This is a genomic window from Hymenobacter sp. BT188 (assembly GCF_014333585.1).
GTDB lineage: Bacteria > Bacteroidota > Bacteroidia > Cytophagales > Hymenobacteraceae > Hymenobacter.
The window spans coordinates 298,285-319,613 of the sequence record NZ_JACSCW010000004.1 but is presented as its reverse complement, the minus strand read 5'-3'; the positions used below and the strand labels follow the sequence as shown (position 1 = coordinate 319,613).

The window sequence follows — 21,329 nt, the reverse complement described above, 5'->3', positions numbered from 1 at the left end:
GGATTGCTGATGCTGAGAAAGGTGTTGGAGTGCTTAATTCAGCACTGAGGAAACAAAAGCTTTGGCGGCGGCGGGTGCATCGTCGGCGCCTTCAAGGGCCCGAATGAAGGCGGAGCCGATGATAGCGCCATCGGCGTAAGAGCACGCGCGGTCGAAGCTGGTTTTGTCGCCGATACCGAAACCAATGAGACGCGGATTGCGCAGATTCATGGCCGCGATACGCTCGAAATACGCTTCCTGCACACCTTTACTTTGGGTATTTTGCCCCCCAGTAGTGCCGGGGCCAGATACTAGGTAAAGAAACGAATCGGTCAGTTCGTCGATGCGGCGGATACGGCTCTCGCTGGTTTGCGGCGTGATAAGGAACACGGGTCGCAGGTTATAGCGCCGGAAAATATCCTGGTATTCGGCTACGTAATCATCCAGCGGCAAATCGGGCAGAATAATACCATCGACACCGGCTTCGGCAGCTTGGCGGCAGAAATTCTCCACTCCAAACTGCATCACCGGATTCAGATAACCCATCAGCAACAGCGGCGTGTCGGGCACAGTTTGGCGGATATCGTGAAGCTGCTTGAACAGCACGCGCATATTCATGCCGTTGGCCAGCGCGGCAGTGCTACTTTGCTGAATCACGGGACCGTCAGCCAGCGGATCAGAAAAGGGCATTCCGATTTCGATCAGGTCGGCACCGGCGCCGGAAAGAGTTTGAATCAGCGGCACCGTAGCGTCAAGCGTGGGGTAGCCGGCGGTGAAGTAGATGTTGAGCAGTTTGCCTTTCTTGGCAGCAAATGCTTGTTGGATACGGTTATTCATTGATTCGTTTGTGAGTTAATGCAGGAAGTAGTTGGCAACCACATTAGTGCATTTGCTCCGCGTATTTCAGGTAAGTATCCAAGTCTTTATCACCGCGGCCCGATAAGTTTAGCACCACAATATCATCTGGGCCCGCCCCTATTTCGGGTAAAGCCGCCAGCGCGTGCGCCGTTTCCAAGGCTGGAATAATGCCTTCTAAACGACTCAACTCGGCTACTGCCCGCAAAGCCGGCTCGTCTTCAATCGAGATAAACCGTGCCCGGCCTGATGCGCCAAGGAAGGCGTGCAGCGGCCCAATACCGGGATAATCGAGGCCCGCTGACAAAGAGTACGGCTCCGTAATCTGCCCGTCTTCGTCCTGCATGAGCAAAGTGCGCGAACCATGAATAATGCCTGGCTTACCCAGCACTGAGGTTGCCGCAGAATGGCCCGAGCTAATGCCCTTGCCTGCCGCTTCTACTGCAATCAGTTTCACGGAAGGCTCATCGAGGAAATGATAAAAAGCTCCCGCCGCATTAGAGCCGCCGCCCACGCAAGCTACCACGTAATCAGGCAGCTCACGACCAACTTTCTCCAGCAACTGCTTTCTAATCTCTTCACTGATAATGGCTTGTAAACGTGACACCAGATCGGGGTACGGATGCGGGCCGACCACGGAGCCGATGATATAGTGCGTATCAACGGGGTTGCTAATCCAGTCGCGGATGGCCTCGTTGGTGGCGTCTTTTAGGGTTTGGCTGCCACTAGTTACAGGGCGAACTTCGGCTCCGAGCAGGCGCATACGCTCCACGTTGGGGCGCTGGCGCTCGGTGTCGGTTTTGCCCATGTACACGATGCATTCCATGCCCATCAGAGCGCAAACTGTTGCCGTGGCAACTCCGTGTTGGCCGGCGCCAGTTTCGGCAATAATGCGCGTCTTACCCAAGCGTTGCGCCAGCAGAATTTGACCAACGGTGTTGTTGACTTTGTGGGCGCCCGTGTGGCACAAGTCTTCGCGCTTCAAGAAGATGCGAGTGCCGTAGCGAGCCGACAGGCGCTTGGCTTCAAACAATGGCGTGGGCCGGCCCACGAAGTCGCGCAGGAGTTGCTGATAGTCGCGCTGAAAGTCGGGGTCGGCGAGAATGGTGAGGTATTGCTCACGCAATTCTTCCACATTGGGATAAAGCATTTCGGGAATAAATGCCCCCCCGAACTCACCGTAGTAGCCACGGGCATTGGGTTGGAAAGCAGAAGTAGTTGCCATATCGTAGGTGAAGTATTGTGATTCTAGGAGGAGTTTGTTAGGTAAAACTTGTCATGCTTGATCTGACGTCCGCTTGTCGAAGCTCTTGGATCATCTGATTCAATCGGGCTGGGTCTTTCTTACCTGGAGAAATTTCAAACCGACTGTTTAGGTCTACGGCAAACAAGCCGGGCAGCTGGAGGTTCCGCAGCGTTTCGGCGTGCGTCAGGTCGAGGCCACCAGCGAGAAAGTATGGAACGGGCAAAGAGTAGTTGCGCAGGAGCTGCCAATCGAAGACTAGGCCGTTGCCGCCGGGCTGCTCGCCTTTGGTGTCAAACAGGAAATAATCGCAGTGCGAGACGTAGGGCAGTAGCGTGTCGAAGTCAAAATTGCCCCCCAGCGCAAACGCTTTGAGTACCAGCAAATCCGACGCACGCAGTTCCTGACATTGATTGGGCGTTTCGTCGCCATGGAGTTGCACAGCGTTTAGCTTGAACTCCTGCACACGCTGCCTGATAACTTCACTCGTTTCATTCACGAAGACGCCTACTTTTTTGATGTTGGAGGGCAGATTTTCTAAGCTGGCCGCGCTTAGCTCCTGCCCTACATAGCGGCTGGATTTGGGATAAAATATGAAGCCCAAAAAATCCGGTTGCAGCGCTGCCACGGCCGCCAAGCTATGAGCCTCGCGCATTCCGCACACCTTTATGTATAGAGTAGGCTTCATGTTATAGAATCGACGCTGCGTTTTACGCCGTAATCGGCTCGGTAGCTTGTAATTCCTGCACCAGCGCGGCGCATGCTTTTTCGGGACGGCTGTGACGCATGAAAGCCTCGCCCAGCAGGAAGCCGCGGTAACCATAACTACGCACTTGCCGGATAGCGGCTGCGGTGCTCAGTCCGCTTTCCGATACTTTCACAAAGTCATTAGGGATACGCTCAGCCAACCCAGCGGAAGTTTCCAGACTCATGCTGAAGTCGTGCAGATTGCGGTTGTTGACGCCTACCAAGTTGACCGCTTCAGCATCGAGGCTGCGGTCCAATTCTTCGGCGTTGTGCACTTCCAACAACACTTCCATACCCAGGCTGCGGGCGAAGCGACCAAGCTTTGCTATTTCGGCGGGCGTGAGCACGGCCGCAATGAGCAGCACGGCATCGGCACCGATGCTTTTGGCTTCCAGAATCTGGTACTCATCTATCACAAAATCTTTGCGCAGAATGGGGCAGAAATTGAAGCGGCGCGCTGTTATCAAGTCCTCATTTTGCCCCCCAAAAAACTCCTTATCCGTGAGCACCGACAGCGCCGAAGCACCGGCCTGCATGTATCCAATGGTTGTGCGCTCTACGGGCGCATGCGGATTTATCCAACCCTTCGAAGGCGATTTGCGCTTAAACTCGGCGATAATTCCGCTTAAGTCTTCGCGTAACAGGTAGTGGCGCAACGATAATGGCTGAGTTTTGAAGTACAAGCTGCGCTCCAGCAGCTTCACTGGCACCAAGCTTTGGCGCTCAGCTACTTCGCTGCGCTTATGTTGAATAATCTGATCAAGAATAGTAGCCATGAGCTAAGAACAAGAAGCCGCGGAGTTTGGTCGGCTGTGAGGATGAAAATGAATAAGTAGAGTAGGGAATAGAAATGCTGATTCGCGCCTCTACACGTTTAACAACTGCCGAAAAGCCCCCCGAGCGCGCCCACTCGCCAACGACTCACGGGCGACTTCCAACGCTGCGGGCAGTGATAGTGCTGGATCAGCGCATTGAATAGCCAGAGCCGCATTTGCAGTTACTACATCGCGCTGCGCAGTGGTTCCTTCGTTATCAAGCACTTGCAAAAACAAGGCGGCAGATTCGGCTACAGTTTGCCCCCCGGCCAAGTCGGTGGCTGTATAAGTGGGCATACCGAGCGTGGCCGCTGTTACCACCTGCTCGCCTCGCGCCGACACAACTTTGGCGGTGCCCGTCAGCGACAGTTCATCGTAGCCGTCGAGAGCATGGACGACAGCGTAGCGGGTGCTGGTTTGCTGAAACAAGTAGTTATATAAACGCAGCAATTCTAGGCTGAACACGCCCGCCAATTGGGCCGCTGGCCGCGCAGGATTAACCAATGGACCCAAAATATTAAAGAAAGTGCGCACGCCCAGTTCGCGGCGCACGGGCCCGGCGTGGCGCATGGCCGGGTGAAAAGCTGCCGCGTGCAGAAAGCAAATATTCGCCTCGTCCAGCTGCCGCCGCAGGGTGTCAGATGGGGCCTCAAAATCGTAGCCGAAGTGGGCCAGAATATTGGAGGAGCCACACACCGACGATACCCCGAAGTTGCCGTGCTTAGCCACCTTATAGCCCGCACCGGCCGCTACAAAACAGGCCAGCGTGGAAATATTGAGCGTGTCTTTACCATCACCGCCCGTACCAACAATATCAAGCACTTCGTGGGTGCCTAGCTCAGGGTCGCGGCAGAGTTCGAGCAGGGCATCGCGGAAGCCGCTCAGCTCGGGCACCGTGATGGGCCGCATCCGATACACGGTCATGAAAGCAGCCGTTTCGGATGCATTGACGCCTCCCTGACCCAGGCGAAACATGGCTTCGCGGGCGTCCTCACGGGTGAGGGTTTGCTGGTCAAAAAGGGTGGTGAGAATCTGTTTCAAAATCGGTGATTTATAAAGATTATACTGACCTGTTTCATTTGGGTCATGCAGAGCGACAGCGAAGCATCTCGCTCGCGGTAGTAAGATTACTAACCTCTCATCAGCACGCGAGATGCTTCGCTGTCGCTCTGCATGACGTTCTGAGGACGGTGCTTCATTTTATTCGGCTAACCAGTTTTTCAGCATTTCGTGGCCGTGTTCGGTCAGGATGGACTCGGGATGAAACTGCACGCCGCGCACGTCATACTGGCGGTGGCGTAGGGCTAGCACTTGACCATTGGCGTCGCTGGCCGTTATTTCAAGTTCGGCCGGCATCGACTCAGGAGTTACAACCCAGGAATGGTAGCGACCTACCTTGAACTTGGCAGGCAGATTTTTGAATAACCTGTCCTCGCCGGTAATGATATCGGCGTCGGTGGCGATGCCATGCAGCACGGCGGGCAGGTTATATAATTGCCCCCCAAAAGCCTCGGCAATCCCTTGGTGACCAAGGCATACGCCCAGCATACGTTTCGTGGGCGCGTAACGCTCAATAATGGCGGGCATCAGGCCAGCATCGGCGGGAACGCCGGGGCCGGGCGAAAGCAGAATAGAGTCGTATTGCTCCACTTCTTCCAACGTTATTTTATCGTTGCGGACCACGGTGGTTTGAGCGCCGTAGCCAAGCTCGCGCAGGAGTTGCACGAGGTTGTACGTGAAGGAATCGTAATTATCGAGAACGAGAATGCTCATGGTACCAAGAGAATTGAAGGGTCGCCACATCACGCATGACAGACACTTACTGTTTTTTTCAGTTCAATTAGAAGCGGCCGTGGCTTGCGTAGCGGTCAGCTTCTCCCCTATTGCTTCGGCCATTTTCAAGGCTTTGCGCAAAGCAGCCAACTTGTGATCCACTTCGTTTAGTTCGGAGTTTATATCGGAAGCGGCTACTACGCCCGCACCGGCTTGGTAGTGGAGCTGATTGCCGGTGCTCAGAAAGGAGCGAATCATGATGGCGTGGTTGAAGTCGCCGTTGAAACCTAGGTAGCCGAGGGCGCCGCCGTAGTAGCCACGACCCGTTGGTTCGAGCTTATCAATGAGCTGCATGGCGCTGTGCTTGGGGGCACCGGAGAGTGTGCCGGCCGGGAACGTATCGGCTACAACTTGCAGCGGCGAGGCGTCGGGGGCTAGCGTGGCAGTTACTTCACTTACCAAATGAATAACGTGGGAGTAATACTGGATTTCGCGGAAGACCTTCACTTTCACCTCGTCGCCGTGGCGAGCCAAGTCATTACGGGCCAGATCAACTAGCATCACGTGCTCGGCGTTTTCCTTGGGGTCGTCGGCTAATTTCTGGGCGAGGGCGGCATCTTCGGCATCGTGGCCGGTGCGGCGGAAGGTACCGGCAATGGGGAACAGGCTAGCGGCGCGGCCTTTGATCAGCAACTGGGTTTCGGGCGAGGAGCCGAAGATTTTGAAGTTGCTGTAGTCGAAATAAAACAGATACGGCGATGGGTTCACGGAGCGCAACGCGCGGTACACGTTGAATTCATCGCCCACAAAACCCTGCGAAAAGCGGCGCGACAATACAATCTGGAACACGTCGCCTTTTCGGCAGTGGTTTTGGCCAGCGGCCAGTTTCTCCAAGAACTCCTCATCGGTAAGGTTGGTGGTCTCTTCGCCGACCGGCGCAAAACCAAACTCCGGCAAACTCGGATTGCGCACCAGATTCACGAGTCGTGTCAGGCCATCGTGGTCGGTAGGCTCATCAGCGGGCGAATGCTCGAATACGTACAACTCGTTGCGGAAGTGATTGATGGCAATTACGTAGCGGTAGGTGCCGTAGATGATGTCCGGAATCTGGCCGGCCGATTCTTTAGCCGGGTTCAGCGTGAGATCTTCGAAATACTGCACCGCCTCGTAGCCCATGTAGCCAAAAAGCCCCCCAGTGATAAAATCGAACTCACTCTTCTCCGTTTGAAAGCGGCCAGCAAACTCGCGTAGGCGGTCGAGAGCGAGGCGAGGTTGCGTTAAGCTTTCGGTAGTAGCGGTGCCGTCTGGGAAGGTTTGGGTCAGCTCGCTGCGACTTAGCTCAAAGCGCGCCAGTGGGTCGCAGGCCAGGTAGCTGAATGCGTTTTGCTGCCCGTGATAATCCGAGCTTTCGAGCAGCAGGCAGTTTGGGTACTGGTCGCGCAGACGCAGGTAGAGCCCCACCGGCGTCACGGTATCGGCCAGCAGGCGCACATGGCGGGTTTTGAGCGAGTAGGTAGATTGCGGCGAGTTATTCATGGGACGCGGGGGGCTTTTTGGCGGTGAGCGATGCGTTCTGTTTTGGAACACCGGGAAACAAAAAAGCCCGGCGGGTGGCCGGGCTTTCCTTTATGTTCGATGCGAGGTTCTATTTACAAATGACCTTACCGCACGCACAGGTTTTCCCGTCCGGAGTTTCGGAGAGGCCACCACCATGCTTGCGAAGTCATTGAGAAATTCATTGCCACTGAGTAAAGGCGTTTGTGTCGCAAATATACGGGTGAACTCACACTGAACAAGTAATTTTTAAACCGACACCCCCGCAGCTTACTCAATCTCATTGCCTTGCACACGCTTTTTTGCCCTCGGCGCATTCGATTGGTATAGCCACTGATAAGCGGCCGGAAACTCGCGCCGCCAAAACCACTCGGCGTGCTTGCCATCGGGCACAGCCCGGTAGGTGATGGCCGCGGACTTCACCCCAGCCTTCTTCAAAGAATCCCGCATTGCAGCCATCAGCGGCACCATTGTCTCACTTTCCTGTTCGCCAGCGACTACGTAAAACTGTATGGGCTGTCGCACTTTTGCGCGGCCGACGTAGGCAAAAACAGAGTCCTGCGCGAACCACAAGGCGGGCGAAAACACTCCGATTTTGCTAAACACTTGGGGATATTTTAAGCCCGCATACAACGAGATCAGGCCACCCATGGAAGAGCCGGCTATGCCCGTATTTTTTCGATTCTTTAAGGTGCGATACTTCGCATCAACGTGCGGCTTAAGGGTTTGAACCATAAAATCAAGATAGGCATCACCCTGCCCGCCACCATACTTCGCATTACGCCATGGCGAAAGCTCATCGAGGCGTGTATCGCCGCCATGGTCCACTGCTACCACAAGGCAGCCCGCATCCTGCCCAGACAGTTGGAGCTGCCGCAGGGTTTCATCCACGCCCCATTCGCCGCTGAAGCCAGTAAACTCATCGAAGACATTCTGGCCATCGTGTAGGTAAAGCACAGGGTAGCGCCGGTTGCTGGTGGCGTAGTCGTTGGGCAGATACACCCAAACGCGCCGCTTTCGGTTGAGCTGAGGTATAGCAAACGAATCGGTCAGCACGGTCACGTTGGGAGTCAGCGTGTGCTGCTTTACGGGTGCGCCGCCCGCCAGATCCTGCCAGTTGCTAATTATGTGCGTGACCGCTCTGCCCGCGGCAGCCGAATATCGCCGGTTCTCGACGGCTTTGTTGGCAGCATCGGTTTCTACAGTTTCCCAGGTGCCACGCGTGAATTTGTACTCGAAATTGCCGGTGCTAGGAGGCAAAACCACTTGGTAGCTGCCATCCGCATTTTTGGTAAGCGCGTGGGGGGCACTTTTAGGGTTCCAATTGTTAAACGAGCCTGCTACGTATAGAACCGCATCAGCGGGCGTGTTAGTTGGTACGCGGTCAATGCGCAGAGTAACCTGGGCCTGTAAAGAGCCTGCGCACAGCAGTAAACCGAGTAATGATGAAAGGATACGCATGTAAAAAAAGAGTTGTCGGCGCCTGAATTCGTTTGTAGCGTCGAGCTTAAGTAGTTGGTAAAGATAAAACTACCTTATCATCTCGTTTTTATACCACGCCAGAATATAATAATGCCTTAACTTCGCAACGCAATCGTTTGCGCAGAAAAGCTAACGTGGCGCTACCTATGGTTTTGTTAAGAGTTGATAGTGTTCGCTTTATGATTACTCGTTTACGTCGCTCCCTGCCTTTTTTTCTCTTCTGGACAAGTGCGTTCCTAATTCCAGCGCTAGCTCAAGAAGCTGTGCGCCGGCCAGAGGGTGACGTATTCGTGGACAAGGAAGGCGTACTGCGGTGGCAGAAGTCGAAAAAAGAGGTGGCTTTATTTGGCGTGAATTACACTACGCCATTCGCCCACGCTTACCGAGCTCACCAGCGTGTTGGTGTTGCTCATGAGCAGGCAATTCGGCAGGATGTGTACCACCTATCACGGCTGGGTCTGGATGCGTTTCGGGTGCACGTGTGGGACGTGGAAATCACGGATACGCTCGGCAACTTACAGGAGAATGAGCACCTCCAGCTGCTTGATTTTCTGGTGGCTGAGCTCAAGCAGCGCGGCATCAAGATCATCCTGACCCCTATTGCCTACTGGAATAATGGCTACCCGGAGCCCGACACCGGCACGGGTTTCTCCAGCATCTATTCAAAAGCGCAGGCTTATACCAACCCACGGGCTATACTTGCCCAAGAAAGGTATCTGACGCAGTTTCTGAATCATCGGAACCCCTACACCAAGCTACTCAACCGCGAAGACCCCGACATCATTGCTTACGAGGTGTGCAACGAGCCCAAGTACAGCAAGCCTGAGGCGCCAGTCACGGCCTTCGCTAATCGCATGGCGCAGGCCATCCGGGCCACCGGCTGCCGCAAGCCGGTATTCTATAATATCGCTGAAAGCCCCGATGTGTACGATGCCATTCTGAACGCTAACGTAGATGGTGTCACCTTTCAATGGTACCCACAGGGATTAGTAAGCGGGCACGCGTTGCGCGGCAACTTCCTGCCTTATGTCGATCAGTACCTGATTCCGTTTCGCACGGATAAGCGCTTTATCAGCAAGGCCAAAATGGTGTACGAGTTTGAATCGGCCGACATTATTCAGCCGATCATGTACCCGTTTATGGCGCGCAGCTTCCGCGAGGCGGGTTTTCAGTGGGCCACGCAGTTTGCCTACGACCCGATGGCTATTGCTTTTGCCAACACGGAGTATCAAACGCATTATCTGAATCTGGCGTACACGCCGGCCAAGGCCATGAGCATGCTGATTGCGTCCAAAGTGTTTCATCGCGTGGGCCGGGGCCAGTCGTTTCCAAGCTACCCTGCCGATTCGGTGTTTGATGCGTTTCGGGTGAGCTACCGGCAGCAACTCAGCGAGATGAATACGCCGGAGGAATTCTACTATACTTCCTCCACGACCACCCAACCGAAAAAGGCCGCCAGTTTGCGCCATGTAGCGGGCGTTGGCTCTTCACCGCTTGTCAGCTACGGCGGCACCGGCGCTTATTTTCTCGACCGGCTGGCGGCCGGCGTATGGCGCTTAGAAGTGATGCCTGATGCCGTGCCTATCCGCGACCCATTCGAAAAAGCTTCGCTAAGCAAGACGGTAACGCAGATTTTGTGGAACAACCAACCACTACAAATCACCCTGGCCGAGTTGGGGGGCAATTTCTCTTTGCGCGGCCTAAACGAAGGCAACACCACACAAACGCAGGCTGCCAATGGGCGCACTACTGTACGTCCGGGCGTGTATTTGCTGGCGGCGGGGGGCAAATCGACCAGTCGCTATACGGCCCAATCCTCTTTCAATCAGATTAAGCTAGGCGAGTTTGCGGCCCCTGCTCCTACCAAAATTGCCCCCCAGGCACTGCACACGCCGATGGCGCAAGTGTCGGCAGGGAAGCCGGTACGTATTACGGCTCGCATCACCGGGGCCGAGCCGCAGGACAGCGTTTTTCTGGTAGCTCAACACTATTATGGCCGCACCCTGGTGTTGCCAATGACCACTACCAGCTACGCGACGGTGGATGCCACGGTGCCCGCCGAGCTAGCGTATCCGGGCTTGTTGCGCTATTGGATTGTGCTGCGCAAAGGACAGCAGGCGCTGACGTTCCCCGGTGGTTTCACTGGCCAGCCCCGCGACTGGGACTACTACCACACGGAGAATTACGCGGTGCCCATTGTGGCGGCAGGCGCGCCTTTGCCACTCTTCACGGCGGCTCAAGATAAGGACCAGGTAGAAGCGCGCGGCTTAGCTTCCACCAACTGGACTGATTATGTCACGACGCCGGCCGGCGAGCTGGCTTTGCGCATGGTGGTGGGCCAACCTCAGTCGGGCCAACCGAAACCGGCCGCACCAGCTGGCCCTTCGGCGGCTTTGCGGGCTTACTTCGGTCACAAGCTGGCAGGTCGCGCTACTGATTTAGCCAGCTTCAAAGAGGTAATGGTGAAAGGCCGCGCCAATCAGCCCGCTACGGCCGTGAAAGTGGTGCTTCAAACCAAAGACGCGGCGGCATACTCTGCTACTGTACAGCTCGGTGCCGAGGTGCAAGAGGTGCGGATTCCGCTCACTTCCTTCCGTCCCGATGCGCTCCTGCTGCTGCCTCGCCCCTACCCCGGTTTCCTGCCGCTCACCTACCAATTTGCCCCCCAGACTGCCCTCAAGCTCACGGACGCGGAGGTTTTGCAAGTAGTAGTTGAAGGCACTGCCCCAGCTACCGGCCAGTTGCACGTCGACATCGAATCAGTCTCCTTACGATAAAACGCATGTTTTCTATCCCGACGCTTTTACCTGTTCTTTCACGCATCATTGGTGGCTTGTTGCTGGTGGCTACCCTGAGTCAGTGCACCAGCACCGACAAGCCAAAGGATCTGACTCCAGCCCCCACCCTTGATTTCAATCAGGAATGGCAGTTTGTAAAAGATATTGACACAGTTGTCACCCCTTCCTTTTTCGCTAAAACAGCCGACAGCGCAGCCCTGTGGACGGATGTATCGTTGCCGCATACGGCTCAAATCGAGCCCGTTGTCACCGATAAAAAGCAGTGGCAGGGCACCTGTTTCTACCGCAAGTTTTTTCAGGTGGACGCTACCGATTCCAGTAAGCGAGTGGCCCTGCATTTCGGGGCGGCGATGCACACGGCAGATGTGTATATGAATGGCAAACGGCTCCAGCGGCATCTGGGGGGCTATTTGCCCTTTACCGTGGACATTTCCCGTCAGCTTAAGTTTGGTCAGGAGAACTGTCTGGTAGTGAAGCTCAACAACCAGGACAACCCCGACGTACCGCCCGGCAAGCCCCTCAAAGACCTCGACTTCAACTTCTACAGCGGCCTCTACCGCCCGGTGCAGTTAGTAGTCCAGGATAAAGTGTACATCACCGACCCCGTGCAGGCAGGCCGGGCGGCGGGCGGAGGCATTTTGCTGCATTATCAAAATATAAGCCCCCAATCAGCGACGCTACAGGTACAAACCGATGTGCAGAACGATGCCGCTCAGGCCCAATCGATGCAAGTACGCGCCACTTTGCTCGACGCAAAAGGCACCGAAATAGGCAAGACCGAGAACAAAGAGGCCACTATTGCCGCCGGTACTTTCGGGCAGGTAAGCCAGCAGCTTACTATTGCGAAGCCCCAATTGTGGTCACCGGAAACGCCGTATCTGTATCGCTTGGTCGTTGAAGTAATGCGCAAAGGCGAAGTGATTGACCGCAAGGAGCTACAAACCGGGGTGCGCACTATTCGCTTTGCTACCGATGGCTTTTACCTGAACGGCCAAAAATTACGCTTACGCGGCACCAACCGCCATCAGGAATATCCTTATCTGGGTTACGCTTTGTCGGACAACGCCCAATACCGCGACGCCTGGCAAATCCGGGAGGCTGGGTTCAACTTCGTGCGCTGCTCCCACTACCCTCCCTCACCGGCCTTTTTGCAGGCGTGCGATGAGCTAGGGATTCTGGTGATGAATTCTATTCCCGGCTGGCAGTTTTTTGGTGATGCCGATTTCCAGAAAAACAGCCTGCAAGATGTGCGCGACATGGTGCGCCGCGACCGCAACCACCCCAGCATCGTGCTTTGGGAGTCATCGTTGAATGAGACCGACATGAGCAAGCCCTACATGGAACAAACCCATGCGGCCGTGCATCAGGAGTTGCCCTGGAAGGAAGGCGTGTACACCTGCGGCTGGATGGACTATGCTTACGACGTCTTTATTCCCGCCCGCCAGCACCGCAAAGCCCCTGATTACTGGAACAAGTACGATGGCAAAAAACCGCTGTTTCTGTGCGAGTACGGCGACTGGGAATACTATGCTCACAATGCCGGCTTCAACCAAACCGCCTACGCAGGCCTGAAAGAATCGGAGCGCACCTCGCGCCAGCTGCGCGGCCAGGGCGAGCGGGCGCTGGCCCAACAAGCCCTCAACTTTCAGGAAGCCCACAACGACAACTACCGCAGCCCCGCCGTCGGCGACGCCAACTGGCTGATGTTTGACTACAAGCGCGGCTACGCCCCCGATATCGAGTCATCCGGTATAGCCGACATTTTCCGCCTGCCGAAGTTTGCCTACCACTTTTATCAAAGTCAGTACGGCCCCATAAATGCCCCCCACGGCTTCGGCAAGCCCATGGTTTTCATCGCCAACTACTGGCAGCCGACCTCCAGCAAGCAGGTAGTTGTGTACAGTAATTGCGATGAAGTAGAACTCTCGCTCAACGGCAAAGTAGTTGCCCGCCAGCAGCCCGACAAAAACAACTTTTCCGACCAGTTGCCTCATCCGCCGTTCACCTTCACACTGCCGAATTACACGCCAGGCACCTTGCGGGCCGTGGGTTACTATCAAAGTAAGAAAGCGGCCCAAATGGAGCGGCGCACGCCGGGGGCAGCCAAAAGCATCAAGCTCTCCTATGCCCATAATGGCAAAGATCTGACTGCCAGCCAGAACGACGCCGTGCTTGTGTACGCCTCCGTAGTAGACGAAAATGGCACCGTAGTACCGGATGCCATTAATTCGGTGCGGATCACTGCAAAAGGCGGCGAGCTGATTGGTGATAATCCGGTGAAAGCTGAAGCCGGCATAGCCACTATTCTGCTAAAAATGCCCCCCAGGCAAGGTACGTCTCAACTTTCCGCCACTGCGGATGGCATAGCTTCTACTATGCTCACCGTCGTTAGCAAATAAGAATTGTTGCTGCTGATACTAAAGCAAAGTAATGCAAGGCACTCCGATTCGGGGCGCATGTTTAGGCAATCGTTTGTGTTAAATCAGCAGAAGGCATATCACTTTAAGTCAAGTAATTAATCGACTTAAAAAATCATATAAAATTGAATATTCAATTGAAGCAGAATACATGCTTATCAAATGCTAACAGTGTTTAATTATCGATTGTGTTTTTTTAGATATCATAGATTTGCTCAATATTCAGGCTGCTATGTTATGCGCAGGGAGATTGAATGTATGCTAAGTAGGTACGAGGGGGCTGATTTATTAGACTTAACAAACACAGAAAGGTATTTTAGACACTCTCACAATCCCGAAAGTTGCCGCTTGTGATGCTGCATTTGACACAAATAAATCATACTATTTCAAATAAAATACAGAACAAATTAATTGTATTTTTTAACGTCAAAACTTTAACTTGCGCAGTTTTTTTACCAATTTAGAATGTGGGCAGAAATAACCAAGTCTGAATTTTATGGTCCGCCGGCTGTAGCAGCTCTTCATTTCTCTACCCACCTTTTTGCTTGCCCGGCTTAGCCGGTTCTTTTATTCCCACCTCAAACATTTTTTCAATGAAACACCCTTACCTGGCGAAACTACTGTTTCTCCTTTTGTTCATCTGTGCCGGGTTTACCGGCGCGTTCGCCCAGACCGGCTCAGTGAGTGGTCGGGTATTGGACGAACAGAGCCAAGGATTACCCGGCGTGACAGTACTGATTGAGGGTACTTCCCTTGGTAACTCCACAAACGCCGACGGCACTTTCTCTATTCAAAACGTGCCGGCGGGCCAGCAGACCTTAGTAGTATCCTTTATTGGATACACTACGAAGCGTTTGCCGGTTGCCGTAACAGCAGGTCAGAATACAGAATTGAATGCAACCTTGGGCGAAAACACTACCCTGCTCAATGAGGCAGTAGTAGTAGGCTACGGTACCCAGCGCCGTCAGGACGTAACGGGCTCCGTAGCTACCGTTGACTCCAAAGACTTCGTTCAGGGGCAGATTACTAACCCTGAGCAGCTGATCAATGGTAAAGTAGCTGGTGTGCAAATCACGACCGGTGGCGGTGCTCCCGGCTCGGCCAGCAGCATTCGCATCCGGGGCGGTGCTTCGCTAAACGCTACCAATGAACCACTTATCGTAATCGACGGTGTACCTATTGATGGCAACAGCATTAGCGGAGCTGCAAGCCCACTCAGCACCATCAACCCGAACGACATCGAAACCTACACCGTTCTGAAAGATGCATCTGCTACTGCCATTTACGGCTCACGCGCTTCCAACGGTGTTATTATAATCACCACGAAAAAAGGCCTGCAGGGTGAGAAGTTGGCTGTTGCTTTCAGCACACAGTTCTCACGCTCTAAGAAAGCCAACGATCTGGATATACTCTCCCCAGATCAGTTCCGAGCCATTGTGAATGAGCGCGGTACCGACGCACAAAAGGCGCTGGTAGGTGCCGCAAACACAAACTGGCAGGATGTTGTCTTCCAGTCAGCCTCTACCTATGATAACAACCTGAGCCTGACCGGTGCGCTGGGCAAATTTCCTTTCCGCGTTTCGGGGGGCTATTTGAACCAGGATGGTATTCTAAGAACCAGCAATCTAGAGCGTATCACGGGTTCTCTCAGCCTGACGCCTGTACTTCTCAACGACAACCTGCGCCTTACGCTGAATGCCAAAGGAAGCCGTGCCAAAAGCTTCTTCGCTGATGAAGGCGCCATCGGAGCTGCCATCAACTTTGATCCTACCAAGCCTGTTACTGGCGAAAACTTTGGAGGTTATTACGAATGGACTCAGCCCAACGGTAATCCAATCACAGTAGCTACGCGCAACCCGCTGGGTTTGCTGGAGCAGCGCCGTGATCAAGCCACTGTAGACCGTTTCATCGGCAATGTGCAGTTCGACTATCGCTTGCCTTTCCTCACCGATCTGCGCGCTGTCCTGAACTTAGGTATGGACCGCTCTTCCAGCACGGGCACTCGCTTTGTTCCGGCTGAAGCCGGTCGTTCCTTCGCCCGTGGTGGTGAGAACAATCAATATGCTCAGGACCGCTACAACAAGCTGCTGGACTTTTATTTGAATTATGTCAAGCAGCTGGGCTCTAGCCGCCTAGACCTTACGGGGGGCTATTCTTACCAAGACTTTATACGGGAAGAGCCTCGCTTCGCTGACTTCCGCGCCGATGGCACAGAGTTCTCCCCAGCGCCTTTCCCCTTCCCCTTCAAAACGCAGAACACGCTGGTATCTTTCTTTGGCCGCGCTATCTATAACCTGAAGGACCGCTACATCGCTACGGCTACTTTCCGCGCCGATGGCACCTCCCGCTTTGGCGAGAACAACCGCTTCGGTTACTTCCCAGCATTGGGCTTGGCTTGGAATATCAAGGACGAGGCCTTCATGAAAGACTTGGGTCTGGTGACTCAACTTAAGCTGCGCGGCGGCTACGGCATCACGGGTCAGCAAGACTTGGAAACTGCTGTTGGCAACTATCCTTTCTTAGCTCGCTATACGCAAGGCGACTTGAATACGCAGATCCAAGTTGGCTATAATGCCGATGGCTCGCCACGTTTCGTTTCGACCCTGCGCCCTGAAGGCTATAACACGGATCTGAAGTGGGAGGAAACAACTACTTACAACGCTGGCCTTGATTATGGCATCTTGGACGACCGGATTTCCGGCTCTATCGACGTTTACAGACGCGAAACCAAGGACTTATTGGCTGTTGTTGCGCTCCCAGCAGGTTCCAACCTAATCAATGAGTTTGCCCGCAACATCGGTACACTTGAGAATCGTGGTATAGAAGTAGCACTGAATGTCGTGCCGGTTCGCACAGAGACAATCAACTGGAGTGCAAACTTCAACGTGGCAGTTAATAAGAATGAAATTACCAGCCTGAACGATGTTGTTGATCCAAATTTCGCCGGCTACTTAGTGGGTGATATTGCCGGAGGTACCGGCAACCGCATCCAGATCAACTCGGTAGGCTACGCACCCAACGCATTCTATGTGTACAAGCAGGTGTATGACACGAACGGTTCTCCAATTGAAGGTGTGTATGCCGATTTGAACAACGATGGCCAAGTTACTGAGCTCGACAAGTATCGCTATAAGTCTTCTAACCCGAAGGCTACATTAGGCTTCAGTTCTAACCTATCGTATCAGAAGTTCAATTTAGCCTTCACTCTGCGTAGCTACCTCGATAACTACGTTTACAACAACGTGAACTCCGACCGCGGAACTTATCGTGGCCTGTTTGACCCCAACAACTTCCTGGGCAACCTGTCTACAAACGTACTGGAGACCAATTTTGTCAACAATCAGTTCTTCTCTGACTACTATGTAGAGAATGCCTCGTTCCTGCGCATGGACAATATTACGTTGGGCTATAATGGTGGACGTTTGTTTAATGAGAAGCTAAACTTTGGCCTGACCTTCGCTGTTCAGAACTTGTTTGTTATCAGCGACTATAAAGGCCTCGATCCGGAAATATTCAACGGTATCGACCGCAACTTTTACCCACGTCCACGCACGTTCACCGTGGGTCTAAATCTGGGTTTCTAATCTGTTCGTACGTCTCAAAAAAATGAAAAAGTTACTTATAAGAAGCCTGGTAGCCTTAGCCGTTACCACCTCTACGTTAGGCGGCCTCTCGTCCTGCGTAAAAGACCTCGAGCGGGAACCTGAATTTGACCCTACATCTGCCCTTGTTTACAATGACCCTGCTAATTATGAATCAATACTTGCCAAGCTATATGCCGGCTTAGCAGTAAGTGGTCAGCAGGGCCCTAGCGGCAACCCAGATTTGCGCGGATTTGATGAAGGCACTTCGCCTTACCTACGTATGTATTGGTTTACGCAGGAGTTGCCCACCGATGAAGCTATCATCGCCTGGAATGACGGTGACCTGCCAGAACTTAATCGTTTGACCTGGACACCAAGCAACACGTTTGTGCGCACCATGTACAACCGATTGTTCTATCAGATTACCGTGTGTAACGAGTTCATCCGCGAGACTACGGATAGCAAGTTGAGCGAGCGTGGCATCGCGAGTACAATGGCGGAAAGCGTGAAGCAGTATCGGGCTGAAGCTCGCTTCTTACGTGCGTTGAGCTACTTCCACGCGCTCGATATGTATGGAAACGTACCTTTCGTAACCGAAAACGACCCGGTGGGGGCTTTCCTGCCAAAGCAAACTACACGGGCTGAGTTGTTCAGCTATGTAGAGTCGGAACTACTGGCAATCGAGCCGGAATTGGTGGCTGCACGCCAGAATCAGTACGGCCGTGCCGACCGCGGTGCTGCCCAGACGCTGTTGGCTAAGCTTTACTTGAATGCGCAGATATACACTGGTCAGCCAAAGTTCACGGAGGCCGCTACTTACGCCAAAAAAGTAATCGATTCAGGCTATAGCCTGACGCCATTATACAAAAATCTGTTTGTGGCTGACAACAATATAGTTGCAGCTAACGAAATCATTTTCCCGATCACATTTGATGGCCTGCGCACCAAAACTTTTGGTGGAATGACTTTCCTTGTACATGCTGGTGTAGGTGGTGATATGGACCCCGCTGCCTATGGTATTAATGGTGGCTGGTCGGGCTATCGGGCTAAATCAACGCTCGCTGATAAGTTTACGGACCTGACGGGGGCTAATGACGACCGTGCTCGCAACTTCGTAACAGAAGGCCAGAAGCGCGAGAACACCGATATCTTCACCTTCACAGATGGCTACGCTCTCCAGAAATACCGGAATGTGACTTCGACTGGGGTTAAGGGCTCTGACACGGGTGGCGACCACCCTGATACCGACTTCCCTATGTTCCGCCTGGGCGACGTGTATCTCATGTACGCGGAAGCTGTAGTACGCGGCGGGGCTGGCAGTTCGGCTGATGCTCTTCGCTACGTTAACCTGGTACGTCAACGGGCTAAAGCTTCGACCATCAACGCTGGTCAGATGACACTCGACTTCCTGTTGGATGAGCGTGCCCGCGAGCTGCATATGGAGTGCCACCGTCGTACTGACCTGATCCGCTTTGGCCGTTTCGCTGGCCCAAGCGCCAACTACAACTGGCCATGGAAAGGCGGAGTAGTACAAGGACGCCCAGTGGCTGAAGCCCTGAATCTATACCCCATCCCATCTTCCGACATTACTGCTAACCCCACGCTTAAGCAGAACCCCGGCTACTAAGCATTCTTGAACAGTTGTTTAACCGAATGCTTGATGATTTAACAAGCCCACAAACGCAGATTTTATCGTTAGGCATTCGGTTTTAACTCATCCAATTTTTTAAATTTCCTTATATCATAACAGATGAAAAACTGGCTTACCCAAATTCTGGGACTTTGCACGGCCATTATTCTGCTCTCTTCCTGTGAAAAGGATGAGGAGCGGATAGTAGCAAAGTCCGGCAGGGAGACAACCCTCTCCACCGTTACGACCAATGTGCCGCTTACCCTAGATGACGCAAACAAGACCTATGTTGTCTATTCCTGGACGCCTGTTTCGTTTGGGTTCATGGGCGAAGTAGTGTCTTACACCTTGGAGATTGACAAGAAAGGCAACGAGTTTGCTTCTCCAAAATCATTTGCTACAGGCTCAGCCCTCAGCAAAACCTTTACGGTATCGGAAATCAATAACCTAATGATTGATTTGGGTGCTGTGCAGAATCCAGACACGAAAGAGTACAGCCCTATTGAATTGGAAGTACGCGCTAAAGCAGCCCTTGGCGGTAGCCCTACTGCCAACGCGCTGGCTAAGTACTCTCCTACTACAGCACTTGCCGGTAAGCCATACAATGCAAACGCTGCCATCGTTTACCCATCACTTTGGGTACCGGGTGCTTATCAAGGATGGGCTCCAGATAAGGCGCCGGTTATTGCTTCGGGTAGTAAGACCAATACTACCTCTTTCGAAGGGTATATCAACTTCGCCGAGGCTAGCAAGCTGGAATTTAAACTTACAGATAATCCTACCTGGGATAAAGGCATTTTTGGTAAAGGCACCAGTACCACTACGAATGGCGTTACCACAGGAACCTTGGCTTCCCCTGGCGACAACATCACGCTGCCAGAGCCAGGTTATTATCAGGTGAAAGCTAACCTGACAGCAAACACATTTACCCTTACCAAGACTACTTGGGCCGTAATCGGTTCGGGTACCGCAAAGGGCTGGGACAATGACACTCCGATGACCTATGATGCTGCCACTGGCGTTTGGACTATTACAACTGCCTTGTCAGCCGATGGCGAGATAAAGTTCCGCGCTAATAATGCCTGGGATCTCAACTACGGTGATAAAGTTGTTGATGGCAAAGCCGATGGCTTGCTGGATGCTGGTTCTGACAACATCAAAGTTCCGGAGCCTGGCAATTATACCATTACCCTGGATTTGAGTAAGGGAGCTGGCAACTACGGTTACACCCTAAAGAAGAACTAGTCATATAGTCTCATTCTCGCTTAACAAGAAGGCCACCGCAATGCGGTGGCCTTCTTGTTTTCCCGTTTCTTTGTTACAGTATATAACCTAGTGCCAGAGAATAGCATACTGGGGGGCTTTTTCTCTAAAAAAAGCCCCCCAGTATGCTATTCAAGCGTAAAGCTTTCATCTACCAGATTCTTTTCCGTGCTTCGCTTCTGCTGCTACGGGCATTTCGACGGTAGCCGGCTCCTTTTCTGATCTTCCCATCTGTTCTCCTACCACTTCTCCTATGATCATTATTGCCGACGGCGGCTCCACCAAAACGAACTGGTGCCTCATTGACGACGCGGGTACGCGTATCAACTTCAATACCGAGGGCTACAACCCCGATTTCATTGGTACGGCGGGTATTCAAGCCTCCCTGCAAAAAAACCTGCCCGACACGCTGGAGTTGGACAAAATTGAGGAAGTGCACTACTACGGCGCTGGCATTTCGTCGGCCAAAAAAGCGGAGATAGTAGCCGCCGCTATGCGGGCGGTATTTACGAATGCGGAAGTAGTAGTTGATCATGATTTGCTGGCTGCCGCACGGGCGCTGCTGGGCACAAAGCCTGGCTTTGCGGCCATTCTGGGCACGGGCACCAATTCCTGCATCTATGATGGCAAGAACGTAGCAATGAATGTCGACTCGCTCGGGTATTTTCTGGGTGATGAAGGCAGCGGCTCTTTCATTGGAAAGCGGCTGCTCCGCGACTACCTACGCGGCTTCCTACCCGATGGCTTACAGGAAAACTTCCGCGAAACGTATGGCCTTACCCGCGACGAGATCCTAGATCGGCTCTACAATCAGCCTTTACCTAACCGCTTCCTGGCCAGCTTCGCCAAGTACGCCTACGACCACAACAACGTAAGCTACTGCCGCGAAATAGTGTTGGACGGCTTCAAGGCTTTCTTCGACAACCTAGTAACCAAGTACCCTAACTATCAGAATTACACCTTCAACTGCATCGGCTCAGTAGGCTACAACTTCCGCGACGCGCTGATTCAGGTGGCCAAAAGCCACGATATGGAAGTGGGCAAAATCATCCGCTCCCCAATAGATGACTTAGTAGATTATCACACCATCCTTACCAAAAAACAGAAATAGAATACGCATTTGGCAGGTCAGGGCGCTGTCCTCGCTTTCCAAACTTGCTACCAACAAAAAAGAGCGACCCTGCCGGCA

The 21,329-nt window shown here is 53.3% G+C and carries 14 protein-coding genes; 6 read left to right on the top strand and 8 right to left on the bottom strand.

Annotation, left to right across the window (positions count from 1 at the left end; translation table 11 throughout):
- Nucleotides 1-33: 33 nt before the first annotated feature.
- The 8 genes from trpA to H8B13_RS12750 all read right to left on the bottom strand — a co-directional run bounded on the left by trpA (nt 34) and on the right by H8B13_RS12750 (nt 8,427).
- Nucleotides 34-816 carry a tryptophan synthase subunit alpha gene (gene trpA, locus H8B13_RS12785; RefSeq protein WP_187311198.1) on the bottom strand — a complete coding sequence of 261 codons (783 nt, stop codon included), beginning with the start codon at nt 814-816 and terminating at the stop codon, nt 34-36.
- A 43-nt stretch (nt 817-859) separates the two neighbouring features.
- Nucleotides 860-2,059 (bottom strand): tryptophan synthase subunit beta, encoded by a 1,200-nt coding sequence (gene trpB, locus H8B13_RS12780; protein ID WP_187311197.1) that lies wholly within the window; start codon nt 2,057-2,059, stop codon nt 860-862.
- Between the two features lie 37 nt (nt 2,060-2,096).
- Nucleotides 2,097-2,765: a phosphoribosylanthranilate isomerase gene (locus tag H8B13_RS12775; RefSeq protein WP_187311196.1), complete on the bottom strand. Its 669-nt coding sequence runs from the start codon at nt 2,763-2,765 to the stop codon at nt 2,097-2,099.
- 22 nt (nt 2,766-2,787) lie between these two features.
- Complete coding sequence (gene trpC / locus H8B13_RS12770; RefSeq protein ID WP_187311195.1) at nt 2,788-3,600, bottom strand: indole-3-glycerol phosphate synthase TrpC; 813 nt, start codon at nt 3,598-3,600, stop codon at nt 2,788-2,790.
- Between the two features lie 90 nt (nt 3,601-3,690).
- Complete coding sequence (gene trpD / locus H8B13_RS12765; protein ID WP_187311194.1) at nt 3,691-4,680, bottom strand: anthranilate phosphoribosyltransferase; 990 nt, start codon at nt 4,678-4,680, stop codon at nt 3,691-3,693.
- A 159-nt stretch (nt 4,681-4,839) separates the two neighbouring features.
- Nucleotides 4,840-5,412: an anthranilate synthase component II gene (locus H8B13_RS12760; protein ID WP_187311193.1), complete on the bottom strand. Its 573-nt coding sequence runs from the start codon at nt 5,410-5,412 to the stop codon at nt 4,840-4,842.
- A 63-nt stretch (nt 5,413-5,475) separates the two neighbouring features.
- Nucleotides 5,476-6,948 (bottom strand): anthranilate synthase component I family protein, encoded by a 1,473-nt coding sequence (locus H8B13_RS12755; protein ID WP_187311192.1) that lies wholly within the window; start codon nt 6,946-6,948, stop codon nt 5,476-5,478.
- Nucleotides 6,949-7,236: 288 nt separating this feature from the next.
- Nucleotides 7,237-8,427, bottom strand: a complete 1,191-nt coding sequence (locus H8B13_RS12750; protein ID WP_187311191.1) for an alpha/beta hydrolase-fold protein — start codon at nt 8,425-8,427, stop codon at nt 7,237-7,239.
- A 200-nt stretch (nt 8,428-8,627) separates the two neighbouring features.
- Between H8B13_RS12750 and H8B13_RS12745 the strand changes: the two genes are divergently transcribed.
- The 6 genes from H8B13_RS12745 (at nt 8,628) to H8B13_RS12720 (ending at nt 21,251) form a co-directional block, all read left to right on the top strand.
- Nucleotides 8,628-11,225, top strand: coding sequence for a cellulase family glycosylhydrolase (locus tag H8B13_RS12745; protein ID WP_187311190.1), 2,598 nt, complete (start codon nt 8,628-8,630; stop codon nt 11,223-11,225).
- Nucleotides 11,226-11,230: 5 nt separating this feature from the next.
- Entirely contained in the window at nt 11,231-13,645 is a 2,415-nt protein-coding gene (locus H8B13_RS12740) for a glycoside hydrolase family 2 TIM barrel-domain containing protein (protein ID WP_187311189.1), read from the top strand.
- A 611-nt stretch (nt 13,646-14,256) separates the two neighbouring features.
- Entirely contained in the window at nt 14,257-17,247 is a 2,991-nt protein-coding gene (locus H8B13_RS12735) for a SusC/RagA family TonB-linked outer membrane protein (RefSeq protein ID WP_187311188.1), read from the top strand.
- A 22-nt stretch (nt 17,248-17,269) separates the two neighbouring features.
- Nucleotides 17,270-18,874, top strand: coding sequence for a RagB/SusD family nutrient uptake outer membrane protein (locus H8B13_RS12730; protein ID WP_187311187.1), 1,605 nt, complete (start codon nt 17,270-17,272; stop codon nt 18,872-18,874).
- A gap of 123 nt (nt 18,875-18,997) precedes the next feature.
- A complete protein-coding gene (locus H8B13_RS12725) occupies nt 18,998-20,122 on the top strand; it encodes a SusE domain-containing protein (RefSeq protein ID WP_187311186.1) in 1,125 nt (374 codons plus the stop codon).
- A 271-nt stretch (nt 20,123-20,393) separates the two neighbouring features.
- Nucleotides 20,394-21,251, top strand: coding sequence for an N-acetylglucosamine kinase (locus H8B13_RS12720; protein ID WP_187311185.1), 858 nt, complete (start codon nt 20,394-20,396; stop codon nt 21,249-21,251).
- The last annotated feature ends 78 nt before the right edge of the window (nt 21,252-21,329 follow it).